At 73.2% G+C, this 12,484-nt stretch carries 12 protein-coding genes; 8 read left to right on the top strand and 4 right to left on the bottom strand.

The window, feature by feature from the left end; all coding sequences use genetic code 11:
• The first annotated feature begins 33 nt into the window (after positions 1–33).
• The 4 genes from ACZ4Z1_RS10120 (at position 34) to ACZ4Z1_RS10105 (ending at position 2,695) form a co-directional block, all read left to right on the top strand.
• A complete protein-coding gene (locus ACZ4Z1_RS10120; protein ID WP_468486311.1) occupies positions 34–405 on the top strand; it encodes a MerR family transcriptional regulator in 372 nt (123 codons plus the stop codon).
• A 303-nt stretch (positions 406–708) separates the two neighbouring features.
• On the top strand, positions 709–1,605 hold the full coding sequence (locus tag ACZ4Z1_RS10115) for a DUF72 domain-containing protein (RefSeq protein WP_468486104.1): 897 nt from the start codon (positions 709–711) through the stop codon (positions 1,603–1,605).
• Positions 1,606–1,925: 320 nt separating this feature from the next.
• Positions 1,926–2,477 carry a glycoside hydrolase family 25 protein gene (locus ACZ4Z1_RS10110; RefSeq protein WP_468486310.1) on the top strand — a complete coding sequence of 184 codons (552 nt, stop codon included), beginning with the start codon at positions 1,926–1,928 and terminating at the stop codon, positions 2,475–2,477.
• 71 nt (positions 2,478–2,548) lie between these two features.
• On the top strand, positions 2,549–2,695 hold the full coding sequence (locus ACZ4Z1_RS10105) for a hypothetical protein (RefSeq protein WP_468486324.1): 147 nt from the start codon (positions 2,549–2,551) through the stop codon (positions 2,693–2,695).
• 199 nt (positions 2,696–2,894) lie between these two features.
• Here ACZ4Z1_RS10105 and guaD read toward each other — a convergent pair whose 3' ends face one another.
• Positions 2,895–4,238, bottom strand: a complete 1,344-nt coding sequence (gene guaD, locus ACZ4Z1_RS10100) for a guanine deaminase (protein WP_468486103.1) — start codon at positions 4,236–4,238, stop codon at positions 2,895–2,897.
• 350 nt (positions 4,239–4,588) lie between these two features.
• Between guaD and ACZ4Z1_RS10095 the strand changes: the two genes are divergently transcribed.
• A complete protein-coding gene (locus ACZ4Z1_RS10095) occupies positions 4,589–5,524 on the top strand; it encodes a CAP domain-containing protein (RefSeq protein ID WP_468486102.1) in 936 nt (311 codons plus the stop codon).
• A 61-nt stretch (positions 5,525–5,585) separates the two neighbouring features.
• On the opposite strand, the gene ACZ4Z1_RS10090 is transcribed toward ACZ4Z1_RS10095, so the two are convergent.
• Positions 5,586–6,347 carry a CbtA family protein gene (locus ACZ4Z1_RS10090; protein WP_468486101.1) on the bottom strand — a complete coding sequence of 254 codons (762 nt, stop codon included), beginning with the start codon at positions 6,345–6,347 and terminating at the stop codon, positions 5,586–5,588.
• A gap of 15 nt (positions 6,348–6,362) precedes the next feature.
• On the bottom strand, positions 6,363–6,581 hold the full coding sequence (locus ACZ4Z1_RS10085; RefSeq protein WP_468486100.1) for a CbtB domain-containing protein: 219 nt from the start codon (positions 6,579–6,581) through the stop codon (positions 6,363–6,365).
• A 287-nt stretch (positions 6,582–6,868) separates the two neighbouring features.
• Between ACZ4Z1_RS10085 and ACZ4Z1_RS10080 the strand changes: the two genes are divergently transcribed.
• From ACZ4Z1_RS10080 to alaS, 3 genes are all read left to right on the top strand, one after another.
• Entirely contained in the window at positions 6,869–7,465 is a 597-nt protein-coding gene (locus tag ACZ4Z1_RS10080; protein ID WP_468486099.1) for a histidine phosphatase family protein, read from the top strand.
• 132 nt (positions 7,466–7,597) lie between these two features.
• Positions 7,598–8,650: a tRNA (adenosine(37)-N6)-threonylcarbamoyltransferase complex transferase subunit TsaD gene (gene tsaD, locus ACZ4Z1_RS10075; RefSeq protein ID WP_468486309.1), complete on the top strand. Its 1,053-nt coding sequence runs from the start codon at positions 7,598–7,600 to the stop codon at positions 8,648–8,650.
• Between the two features lie 49 nt (positions 8,651–8,699).
• Positions 8,700–11,354 (top strand): alanine--tRNA ligase, encoded by a 2,655-nt coding sequence (gene alaS, locus ACZ4Z1_RS10070; RefSeq protein WP_468486098.1) that lies wholly within the window; start codon positions 8,700–8,702, stop codon positions 11,352–11,354.
• Positions 11,355–11,508: 154 nt separating this feature from the next.
• On the opposite strand, the gene ACZ4Z1_RS10065 is transcribed toward alaS, so the two are convergent.
• Positions 11,509–12,468 (bottom strand): carbon-nitrogen hydrolase, encoded by a 960-nt coding sequence (locus ACZ4Z1_RS10065; protein ID WP_468486097.1) that lies wholly within the window; start codon positions 12,466–12,468, stop codon positions 11,509–11,511.
• Positions 12,469–12,484 lie beyond the last annotated feature (16 nt).

The following is a 12,484-nucleotide window of genomic DNA, read 5'->3' as shown; positions in this document are numbered from 1 at the left end:
GGTGTGTGGCCCGGCTCATACCGGAGAGACATGATGCGTATCGGCGAGCTCGCCACCCGGACAGGTGTCAGCGTTCGGTCGCTGCGCTACTACGAGGAACAGAACCTGCTCGCCTCACAACGCAGCCCCAGCGGCCAGCGGCAGTACCCGGACAGCGCGGTCGGCCGTGTCCAGCTGATCCAGCGGTTGTACGCCGCCGGGCTGCCGAGCAGGTCGATCGCGGATCTGCTGCCGTGTGTCGTCGACGGTGAGGCCACGCCGGAGCTGCTCGACCGGCTTTCGGCGGAACGGGACCGCATCGACCGCCGGATCGGCGAGTTGGTGGACGCCCGGGACAGGCTGGGCACCGTCATTGCCGCCGCCACCGCGAACTGGCGAACAGGCGAACGCTGCCGACTCCGGTAATGCGACTCCGGTGATCCGACTCCCACTCCGACTCCGACTCCGACTCCGGTGATCAGCATGCCGGGCTCTGCGGCTGAGGGCGGAGACGCCCAGCACTCGACCGGACGCTGAACAAGGTCGGTCAGCGGGGGCTCGCGGACGCATCGACGCCGGGTCATTCCCGTAAAGCGGTGTCAGGGGGTGGGCGGGCTCCTCCAGGACTTCGGCATGGCCCATCTCGCTGCTCTTCCGCCGTTTGCGACTGGTGACAGGGTTCTTGTCGGCGCCCTTGGTGGGGGCCGTGGGACGGGGTAGCCGTTGGGTATGGGTGAGATTTTGGTCGGGACGTGTTCGTGGACGGATCGGGCGCTGGTTTCGAGTGGGTGGTATCCGGCGGGGCGGCGGGACGCGGAGGGGCGGTTGCGGCATTACGCCGGGCGGTTTCCGGTGGTGGAGGTCGACTCGACGTATTACTCGTTGCCGAGTGAGCGCAACAGCCGGCTGTGGGCGGAGCGGACGCCGGAGGGATTCCGGTTTGATGTGAAGGCGTTTTCGTTGCTCACCGGACACCCGACGCGGCCTGCCGCGCTGCCCGTGGATCTGCGGACCACGTCTGTGCGGCGCAGGGAGTTCGCCGACGCGGAGGACGGTGGGCTGCTGGACGAGGTGTGGGGGCGTTTCAGTGGGGCGGTGGAGCCGCTGCGGGAGGCAGGGCGGCTCGGTACGTTGCTGTTTCAGTTTCCGCCGTGGTTCGCGCCGGGCGCGCGGGCGGAGGCGTTTCTCAGGCGGTGCCGGGAGCGGACCGAAGGGTGGCCGGTCGCGGTGGAGTTCCGGCATCCCGCGTGGTGGAGGGATGAGAAGCGGCAGGCATCGACGGTGACGATGCTGAAGGAACTGAGGATGGCTGCCGTGGCCGTCGACATGACGCAGACGTTGCCCGTGTCGATACCTCCGGTCACTCCTGTCACGGATGACCGGCTGGCGGTGGTGCGCTTTCACGGGCGTAATTCCGCTTGGGGGACCGGTAGCAAGGAGGAGCGATTCCGGTACGCCTATGCGGAGGAGGAGTTGGCGGAGTGGGTGCCGCGGCTCCGAGGGATGGCGGAGAGGGCCGGTCTGGTGCACGTGCTGTTCAACAACTGCTGCGCGGACGCGGCCGTACGGGCCGCGGAATCAATGCGGGAGCTGCTCGGTCTGCCTTTGCCCCAGGGGGCGGAGTGAGGGACGGGGGCGCACGCGAATGCGACGGTGGGGCGGGGTGGCCGGGGATGGCGAGGGGGGAATGTGGGGAAGGTATGGGGGAGGGCGTACGGAGAGGGCGGGCAGGGGGTTGAGGGAGAGGCGTCCGGTGTTCTGTCGCGCCTCAGGGCGGCTCGGAGAGCCCGAGGAACGCTGCGTCTTTGGCTTCTGACGTCGTTGGTTTCCGGCGATGTTTGTTCCTGACGACGTTGGTTCCTGATGTCGTTGGTTTCTGTCGACGTTGGCCTCCGGTGTTCTCTCAGGAGTCGTTGTCCTCGCTTCCCACCACCGAAAGGCATCTCATGCTGCATGGCGTCGACGTATCCGCTCACCAGTCGTCTTATGACGCGGACGGGCTGGACTTCGTATTCATCAAGGCGACCGAGGGCCGTTCCTACGCCAGCCCGCACCGGGCGGATCAGGCGGCCAAGGCGCGGAAAGCGGGGTGTGTGGTCGGCTTCTACCACTTTCTGTGGCCCGGCAACATCGCGGCGCAGGCGCGGTACTTCGTCGAGAAATGCGGGGCGAAGGACGGGGACCTGCTCGCTGCCGACTGGGAGACGACGAGTTCTGGCACGCACGCGAGCGGTGCACAGAAGGACCAGTTTCTGCGGGAGGTGAAGAAGTTGGCACCGAAGCATCGCGTACTGCTCTACACCAACGTGTCCTTCTGGAAAGGGCACGACACCACGTCGTACGCGGCGGATGGGTTGTGGATCGCGGACTACGTAAGCCCCGGTAAGCCGCGTATCAAGGGGAAGTGGCTCTTCCACCAGCACACCGATGACCCGCTGGACAAGAACGTCGCCCGGTTCGAGGACCGCGACGCGCTCAAGAGGTGGGCCGCTCCGTAGAGGCGTACGGGCGGCCGTGAACCGGGCGCCGCGGCCGGGGCGATAGAAGGAGCGTGAGACGGTTCCGCCCCGTGGGGGCAGACCGAGATGGTGACGACAGCGGCGGCGCCGCCGGTGCCGGTGCCGGTAGCGGGGACGATGATGCCGTGCTGCTGCGCGCTGTCGCGCATGGGGACCAGGCCGCGCTGGCCGCGTACTACGACCGGCACGCCGGGTGACTGCATGCGCGGCTGACGCAGGGCGACAAGACGGCCGTTGCCGCCGCCGAGGCCGGTGACCGGGCTGCGTCGCCTCGCGTCCATGGATGACGGCCGGCGGCGTGCCTGGCTGGGCCGGTGCTTCGGCTCGGTGGAGAGCTGTGACGCGCGGGAGGCGCCGCAGTGGTGAGGGGGACCGAACGGGGCGGGGTCCGTCCCCTCACCTCGCCGTGTCCCGCTCGTATGCCGGCCGGCCCCCCGTGTAGGTGGCCCGGACGGCCCGGTCGTCGCCGAGGATGCTGAGGGCGAAGAGGAGGTCCTCGATGGTCTCGGCGCGGGCGGTGCGGTCGGCCAGGAGGGGTGTGGCGCGCGGGTCGAGGACGGTGAAGTCGGCTTCCTGGCCGGGGGTCAGGGAGCCGATCGTGTCGGCCAGGCCCAGGGCCTCGGCGCCGCCGCGGGTGGCGAGGTAGAAGGCCTTGACCGCGTCGAGGGCGTGTTCGCGCAGCTTGGCGACCTGGTGGGCGTCGCGCATGGTCTGGAGCAGGGCGAAGCTGGTGCCGGCGCCGATGTCGGTGCCGAGGGCTACGGTGAGCGGGTGGTCGCCTTCCTTTGCCTCGCGGAGGGGGAAGAGGCCGCTGCCGAGAAAGAGGTTCGAGGACGGGCAGTGGGTCACGGCCGTGCCGGTGCGGGCGCAGCGGTCGCGTTCGGAGGGGGTGAGGTGGATGCCGTGGGCGAGGACGGTGCGGGGGCCGAGCAGGCCGTAATGGTCGTAGACGTCCAGGTAGCCGTCGCGGTCGGGGAAGAGGGAGCGGACCCAGGGGATCTCGTCGCGGTGTTCCGAGATGTGGGTGTGCAGGAGGGTGGTGGGGTGGGCCGCGCGCAGGGCGTGGGCGGCTTCGAGCTGGGCGGGGGTACTGGTGGGGGCGAAACGCGGGGTGACGGCGTAGAGGTTGCGGCCCTTGCCGTGCCAGCGCCGGATGAGGTCCAGGGATTCGTCGTGGCCGCGCTGTGCGGTGTCGAGCAGACTGTCGGGGGCGTTGCGGTCCATCAGGACCTTGCCGGCGGCGATGCGCAGGTCGCGCCGGGTGGCCTCTTCGAAGAGGGCGTCGGCCGAGCCGGGGTGCACGGAGGCGAAGACCAGGGCGGTGGTGGTGCCGTTGCGCAGCAGTTCGTCGCAGAAGGAGGAGGCGACGCGGCGGGCGTGGGCGTCGTCGGCGAACCGCTCCTCGGTGACGTAGGTGTGGTCGAGCCAGTCGGGCAGCTGGGCGCCGAAGCTGGCGACCGCGTCCTTCTGCACGTAGTGCGTGTGCGCGTCGACGAAGCCGGCGGTGATGAGGTGGCCGGGGTAGTGGACGGGTTCGGTGCCGGCCGGCAGCCGGTCGCGGAGGGCGGCGTACGGGCCTGCGGCGGTGATCCGGCCGGCCTCGCAGATCAGCAGTCCGTCGGGGTCGTGGACGAGGGCTTCCGCGTTGCCGGTGCGGAAGGGGTCGGCCCGGAAGCGGACGAGGGGACCGCGGACGGCGGAGACGGGGGTGGCTGAGGAGGTGGGCTTGCTCGTGGTCATGTGCGGGCGGGTACCCGTTCCGGGGCGGGGTGGATCTGGCGTACGTCAGCGAAGCGGGCGGCCGGTACAGCCGAACGGGTCGGGTATCGGCCGCGGGCGACAGAGGCGGGGGCCCGGACGGCAAGACTGTCACCGGACCGGATGCCGGGGACGGCGCCGGGCCGGATGCCGGGGACGGCGCCGGAGCGGATGCCGGGGACGGCGCCGGGCCGGACGACGACCGGGCAGGTGACGGCCGGGCCGGACGGAAGCCAGGCCGGACGGCAGTCGGTGCAGGTGAAGACCGGGCCCGGCGGTCCACCGGACCAACCAGTCGCCACAGCCGTTGACAGTCGAGGAACAGGGGCCGAATGGGCGGGAGCACAGGCGGAAGCGCGGGCCGGAAGGCTGGCCGGAACGCGGACCGGACCGCAGACCGGATCACCGGCCGGACCGCAGACCGGATCACCGGCCGGACCGCAGACTGGATCACCGGCCGGACCGCAGGCCGGATCACGGGCCGGACCGCAGACCGGATCACCGGCCGGACCGCGGACCGGACCGCAGACCAGACCGCGGACCGGCTCACGGCCCCGACCGCAGACCGGCCCGCCCCCCGGGACACGGCGGCGGCAGCGAGCGGGCGGCAGCTGCGCCGAGCGGACCGGCGGGCGAAGGGGTACGCGGTACGGGTGCGGGTGGTGGGCGCGGTGGCGGTGCTGGCTCTGGCGGGGCTCGTGGCGGGCGGCCCCGCCGTCGCCACGTCTCCGGGCGGGCGCCCGGGGCTGCCGGACGCCGCCCAGGCGGCCCTTGCGTCACACACCGCCCTCGCGCCTCCCTCAGCCCTGGCACCCCATACGGCCCTGTCGTCGCACATGCTCCAGGCCTCGGACCTCGCCCGCCTCCCCCGTAACACCGCAGCGGTCAGGACGGCCGTCATCCGCCTGGTCAACCGCGAGCGGGCGAAGGCCGGCTGCCGTTCCGTACGGGCGCACCGTAGGGTCACGAAGGCGGCTCAGCGGCACAGTGACCACATGGCGCGCGAGGGCTCGCTCTCGCACCGGGAGCGCGGCGGCTCGGGGCCCGGCAGTCGGCTCTCGGCCGTGGGGTACGACTGGCGCCGCGCGGGCGAGAACATCGCGCGCGGCCAGCGCGGGGCCGCGGAGGTGGTCCGGGCGTGGGCGCGCAGTCCGGAGCACCAGGTGGTGCTGGCCGACTGCGCGTTCCGGCACGCGGGGGTGGGGATCAACAGCGGCACCGACGACCGCGGTCCGTGGTGGACGCTTCTGCTGGCCCGCCCCATGTGACGCCGTACGGGCCCCGGGCGTGGCAGGTGGGCACGCCCGGGGCCCGTGACAGCGGCCGGGGTCAGTGTGCCGACGGCACGGCGCCCCCGTCCGCCCCTCGCGGAGTGCCCGCTGCCCGTACCCCGGTGGCCCGTTCGGCCAGTTCGCCGAAGAGGAGGCCGAAGGCGGTCCACAGGGTGAGCTGGATGCCCAGTGCGGAGAGCCGGAACTTCCAGAGCAGCAGGGCGGGGAAGTCGGCGGGGAGTTCGTTGACGGCCGGCAGGAACGCGTAGGCGAGGCCGACGGCCACGGCGAAGGCTGCCAGGGCGGCGACCGTGGAGTACCAGGTGCCCAGGCGGGGTGCGAGCCGCTTGCCGAGGATGACGGCGGCGACGGTCAGCAGCACGCTGAGGGCGATCATCAGGAAGTACAGCACGGTGCGCTTGCCGATGGAGTCGGGGTCGCCGACGGACGGCGGGTTGGCCGGGTACTTCAGGAACGGTACGAGGTGGACCGCGGCGAAGGCGGCACCGGCCAGCAGCAGGGCGGTGGCGCGGGGGCCGAAGCGGCCGGCGCGCCCGAGGGCGAAGCAGTAGGCCAGGGCGGCGATTCCGCCCAGCGCGACGCCGTACACCAGGACGCCGGTGGCCAGGCCGGCGGTGGACTGCACCGTGCGGCTGACGACCTCGGCCCCGTGTTCGTGGGCGTGCGCGTCCTCGAAGGCGATGGCGGCGTCGACCTGCGGTTCGCCCAGCAGGTAGGCGACGAGCAGGGCGAGCAGGCCGGCGGCGAGGCCGGCCGCCATGCCGCGCACCAGGAGGGATCTGACGGTGGCGGAGTTCATGTGCGGGTCCCCCGGTCAGTGGCAGGGGAAGCCGAGCAGGTGGCGTCCGTCGTGGACCCACTCGTGCACGCCGGTGCCGGAGAGCAGGGAGGTGGCGCCCTGTTCGGCGCCGACGAAGTAGAGCAGGACGAGCATCAGCACGCCGCCGAAGACCGCCCATGGCAGGACCGTCCTGATCGGCAGGGTGGCGGGTGCGGCGGAGCCGGTGGTCGGCGGTGCGACGGACTGGGCCATGGCGGTACCTCCTGGGAAATCACGCGTCCCGGACAGTGGATCGTCACGACAGGACGGGTCTGGCTGGCCCGTCGGTCCCGTACGGGACCGGTGCGGGTTCACAGTGGCGCGACCGCGCCGGAATTCCACCGGCTTCCGTCATGTCATCGTCAATATCATCGGGAACGTACCGCGTGGCGGCGGCCGGGCCAAGGCCCCGCGGGTGGCCGTAAAGGCGCACGGCGGCGGGCGCGCGCCCTGCCGCTTCCCTTGTGCGCCACCATGATGTCCCGCCGGAAGAGGTGCGCATGACAACCCGGGTGACCTTGGTCTCACCGTCCTTCGACGACGCCCAGCGCGCGGTGCGCTTCCCCGCCGACGAACCCCTGACGCCGGACGGGCTGCGCCGCGCCCGCGCCGCCCGCACCGCTGCCGCCGCCCTGCCCGCCGGCCGGGCCCTGACCTCCCCTTCCGCGCGCTGCCGGGAGACGGCCGAGGCGCTCGGCCTGCGGGCGGCACCGGACCCGGGCGCGGCGGGCCGCGCGATGGGCCGCTGGCGGGGGCTCGCCCTGGAGGACGTGCTGGCCGCCGAGCCCGCGGCAGTCGCGGCCTGGCTGTCCGACGCGGACAGCGCGCCGCACGGCGGCGAGACGCTGACGCAGGTGCTCGGCCGGGTGGCGGACTGGCTGGCGGGCCTCGCGGCGGAGGGCGGCCGGGTCGTGGCCGTGGTGGAGCCGGACGTCGTACGTGCCTCCGTGGTGTGCGCGCTGGGGGCGCCGCCCTCGTCCTTCTGGCGGGTGGACGTACCGCCGCTGTCCGTGACGGTGCTCAGCGGGCGGGACGGGCGGTGGAACGCCCGGGTGGCGGGGGAACTCGGGCAGAGGGCGGCGCCCGAGGGGCCGTGACCACGGATACGGGCCGCACCTGCACGGATGCGAGCCGCCGTATCCTGGACGGAAAGGGTTATTGCACATCACTCGCAATAACGGATCCGGCGGGTACGAAGGAGCGGTGCGGTGGCATCTCCAGGCTCTCCAGTGGTGCTGGGGATCGAGTCCTCCTGCGACGAGACCGGGGCCGGCCTGGTCCGGGACGGCAAGCTGCTCGGGCACGCGGTGGCGTCCAGCATGGACGAGCACGCGCGCTACGGCGGCGTCGTACCCGAGATCGCGGCCCGCGCCCACGTGCACTCCCTCACACCCGTCGTACGCCGCGCGCTCGACGAGGCGGGCCTGGCCATGGCCGACATCGGCGCGGTGGCCGTGACCACCGGACCCGGCCTGTCGGGCGCCCTCCAGGTCGGCCTGGCCGGCGCCAAGGGCCTGGCGTACGGGCTGGGCGTACCGCTGTACGGGGTGCACCACCTCGCCGGGCACGTCGCCGCCGACACCCTGGAGCACGGCCCGCTGCCCGACCCCTGCATGGTGCTGATCGTCTCCGGCGGGCACACCTCCCTCCTCCTCGTACGGGACCTGGCGCGCGACCCGATCGCGCACCTCGGCGACACCCTCGACGACGCCGCCGGGGAGTGCTTCGACAAGGTGGCGCGGGTCTTCGGCCTGCCGTACCCGGGCGGTCCGGCGATCGACCGGGCCGCGCGCGAGGGCGACCCGAAGGCCGTCGCGTTCCCGCGTCCGCTGACCGGGCCTCGCGACGACCCGTACGGCTTCTCCTTCTCCGGCCTCAAGACGGCCGCCGCGCGCTGGGCCGAACGGCATGCCGACGGCGAACTGCCCGTCGCGGACGGCGCGGCCTCCCTCCAGGAGGCGGTGGCCGACGTACTGACCCGCAAGGCCGTCGCGGCCTGCAAGGAGCATGGCGTGGACACGCTGGTGGTGGTGGGCGGCGTCGCCGCCAACTCGCGCGTACGGTCTCTCGCCGAGGAGCGCTGCCAGAAGGCGGGCATCACGCTGCGCGTACCGCCCCTGCGGCTGTGCACGGACAACGGCGCGATGATCGCCGCCGTCGGCGACCTGCTCGTACGGGCAGGGGCCGAGCCGGCTCCGCTGGACCTGTCGATCGACCCGTCGGCGCCGCTGGAGTACGCGGCCCTGCACCCGGCCGCCAGGGCGGCGCGAGCCGCAGCGTAACGGCCGCCGCGACCGCCCCTTCCCCCTCCCCGACCGCCCGGAGCCCCCTTTGCGTACCGCCGAGATCCGCCGCCGCTTCCTCGACTTCTTCGCCGAACGCGGCCACACCGTCGTCCCCAGCGCGCCGCTGCCCACGCCGGACCCGACGCTCCTGTTCGTCAACGCGGGCATGGTGCCCTTCAAGCCGTACCTCACCGGTGAGGTGGCGGCGCCCTGGCCGCGCGCGACCAGCGTCCAGAAGTGCGTACGGACCCTGGACATCGAAGAGGTCGGCAAGACCACCCGGCACGGCTCGTTCTTCCAGATGAACGGCAACTTCTCCCTGGGCGACTACTTCAAGGAAGACGCCATCCGCTTCGCCTGGGAGCTGTCCGCCACCCCGGTCGCCGACGGCGGGTACGGCCTCGACCCCGAGCGGATCTGGGTCACCGTGCACCACACCGACGACGAGGCCCGCACCCTGTGGCGGGAGGTCTCCGGGCTGCCCGAGGAGCGGATCGTCTCGCGCGGCGACGAGGACAACTTCTGGTCGATGGGCGTGCCGGGGCCGTGCGGGCCCTGTTCGGAGCTGTACTACGACCGGGGGCCCAAGTTCGGCCGGGCGGGCGGCCCGGAGGCGGACGAGGACCGGTACATGGAGTTCTGGAACCTCGTCTTCATGCAGTACGAGCGCGGCGAGGGCACCGGCAAGTCCGGCTACCCGATCCTCGGCGAACTCCCCCGCCGCAACATCGACACCGGCATGGGCCTGGAACGGATGGCCACCCTCCTCCAGGGCGTCGACAACCTCTACGAGATCGACGAGACCCGCCCGGTCCTGGACCGCGCCGCCGCGCTCGCCGGCGTCCGCTACGGCGACGACGAGCAGCACGACGTACGGCTGCGCGTGGTGGCCGACCACGTCCGTACGGCCCTGATGCTGCTCGCCGACGGCACCACGCCCGGCAACGAGGGCCGCGGCTACGTACTGCGCCGCATCCTGCGCCGCGCCGTCCGCTCGATGCGCCAGCTCGGCTACGAGGACCGCGCGCTGCCCGAGCTGCTGCCGGTCGCCCGCGACTGCATGGCGCCCAGCTACCCGGAGGTCGCCGAGGCCTACGACCGGATCGCCGGCCAGGCGGCCGGCGAGGAGGACGCCTTCCGCGCGACGCTGCGCCAGGGCACCGCCGTCCTGGACACCGCCGTCACCAAGGTCAAGGAGCAGGGCGGCCGTTCGCTCCCGGGCCGGCAGGCGTTCCTCCTCCACGACACGTACGGCTTCCCCATCGACCTCACCCTGGAGATGGCGGCCGAGCAGGGCGTCGAGGTGGACCGCGAGGGCTTCGCGGCCCTGATGCGCGAGCAGCGCGAGCGGGCCCGCGCCGACGCCCGCGCCCGCAAGTCCGGCGGCACGGTCGACACGTCCGCGCTGCGTACGGTCCTGGACGAGCACGGCCCCACCGACTGGCGCGCCTGGGACACCCTGGAGACCGACTCCAAGGTGCTGGCCCTGCTGGGCGCCCAGGGTCCGGTGCCGGTGGCCCGCGAGGGCGAGATCGTCACCGTCGTCCTGGACCGCACCCCGTTCTACGCCGAGTCCGGCGGCCAGGACAGCGACGCCGGACGGCTGTCCGGCACCTCGGCCGAGGCCGAGGTCCTGGACGTGCAGCGGCCGCTCCTCGGCCTCGTCGCCCACCAGATCCGCGTCACCGCCGGTGAACTCGCCCCGGGCGACGCCCTGCACGCGGCCGTCGACCCCGAGTGGCGGCTCGGCGCCCGCCAGGCCCACTCCGGCACCCACGTCCTGCACGCCGCACTGCGCGAGATCCTCGGCCCGACGGCCCTCCAGTCCGGCTCCTACAACCGCCCCGGCTATCTGCGCCTGGACTTCCCGTGGCGCGGCGGCCTGTCCGCCACCGCCCGCAGCGAGGTCGAGGAGGCCGCCAACCGGGCGCTCCGCCGCGACCTGCCGGTGGACGTGAAGTGGATGACGCTGCCGGAGGCCAAGGAGATCGGCGCGCTGGCGCTGTTCGACGAGACGTACGGCGAGAAGGTACGGGTCGTCGAGATCGGCGGCGCCTGGTCGCGCGAACTGTGCGGCGGTACGCACGTCGCGCACGCCTCCCAGGTCGGCGTCGTCGCCCTGACCGCGGAGTCGTCCGTCGGCGCCGGCATGCGCCGCCTGGAGGCCTCCGTCGGCATCGAGGGCTTCGGCTACCTCGCCCGTGAACGCGACCTGGTCTCCCAGCTCGCCGAACAGCTCCAGGGCCCGCGCGCCGAACTCCCCGACCGGGTGGCCGGGTTGCTGGAGCGCCTGAAGGCGTCCGACCGGGAGAACCAGCGGCTGCGGCAGCAGGCCACCGTGGCGCGCGCCGCGGAACTCGCCGGCTCCGCCGTACAGGCGGGCGGCTTCCGGGTCGTCACCGCCACCGCGGACGGCGGCGCCGAGACGGCCCGCGCGCTGGCCATGGCCGTACGCGACCGGATGCCGGCGGAACAGCCCGCCGCCGTGGCCGTCGGCTCCGCCACGGCCGGCAAGGCGGCCCTGGTGGTCGCCCTGAACAAGGCCGGCAAGGAAGCCGGCGGCTCGGCGTCCGACCTGGTCAAGCGCCTGCTGAACGGACGCGGCGGCGGCTCCCCCGAACTCGCCCAGGGCGGCGGCCTGCCGGCCGAGGAGCTGCCGCGGGTGCTGGATGCGGTGGCGGGTCAGGTCGGGGGGAAGTGACGCGGGCGGGCGGTTCCCGGGAGGGGGCCGCCCGCCGCTGTCCTGCGGGGGCCGCCCGCCGCTGTCCTGCGGGGGCCGCCCGCCGCTGTCCTGCGGGGGCCGCCCGCCGATTCCGTACCCGCGCCGGTGACCGTAGCGGTGCCCGTACCGCTGATCAGTCCGTCACCGTCAGCGGCCCGTACGCGTCCGGGCGGCGGGTGGTGAGGAACGGGAACAGTTCCAGCCAGTCGCGGCGGGCGTCCAGGTCGAGGTCGGCCACCAGGACGGCGGGCTCGTCGCGGGGCGCCTGGGCCAGCACACGGCCGTACGGGTCGATGATGAGAGAGCTGCCGTAGAACGTCAGCGGGCCCTCGGTGCCGATACGGTTCGGCACGATCATGAAGGTGGCGTTGGCGATGGCGTTGCCGGTGATCACCTTCTGCCACAGCGGCTGGGTGTCGAAGCCCGGGTGGCCCGGCTCGGAGCCGATGGCGGTCGGGTAGACGAGCACGTCGGCGCCGGCCAGCGAGTAGGCGCGGGCCAGCTCGGGGAACCACTGGTCCCAGCAGGTGGGCAGGCCGAACGTGGCGTTCTCGACGGCATGGGTGGGGAAGGCGTCGGCGCCGGCCGGGCCCGGGCGGAACCAGTGGTCCTCGTAGTAGCCCTCGGAGACGGGGATGTGCGTCTTGCGCGTACGGGCCACGAGGGCGCCGTCCGGGGCGACCAGGACGGCCGTGTTGTAACCGAGGCCGTCGGGCGTCACGGTGCCGTCGGGGCCGGGGGCGGGGTCCGGCCGCTCGTACAGGGAGGCGTGCACGTACACGCCGTACTCCCGGGCGGCCCCGGCGGCGAAGGTCACCGTGGGACCGGTGCGCAGGTCCTCCGGCTCGGCGGGCTCCGGGTGGTCGGCCTTGCGGACCACCGCGAAGTACGGGGAGAGCGTCAGCTCCTGGAGGCAGACGACGCGCGCGCCCTCCGCAGCGGCCAGGCGGATGCCCTCCTTGAGGGCGGCGCGGTGCTCGTCCGGGTCCCGGTGCCAGCGCTGCTGTACGAGCGCGACGCGCAGCGGGGCGCGCTCGGCGGGCCGGGTCCGGGTCGGCGAGGCGGGCGGGGTGAGGGCGGTGATCACACGCATGGGGGCTCCTGGGGGC

It is taken from the genome of Streptomyces sp. NPDC030165 (assembly GCF_055573595.1).
The sequence above is the reverse complement of the archived record's forward strand: the minus strand, read 5'-3'. Positions and strand labels throughout refer to the sequence as shown.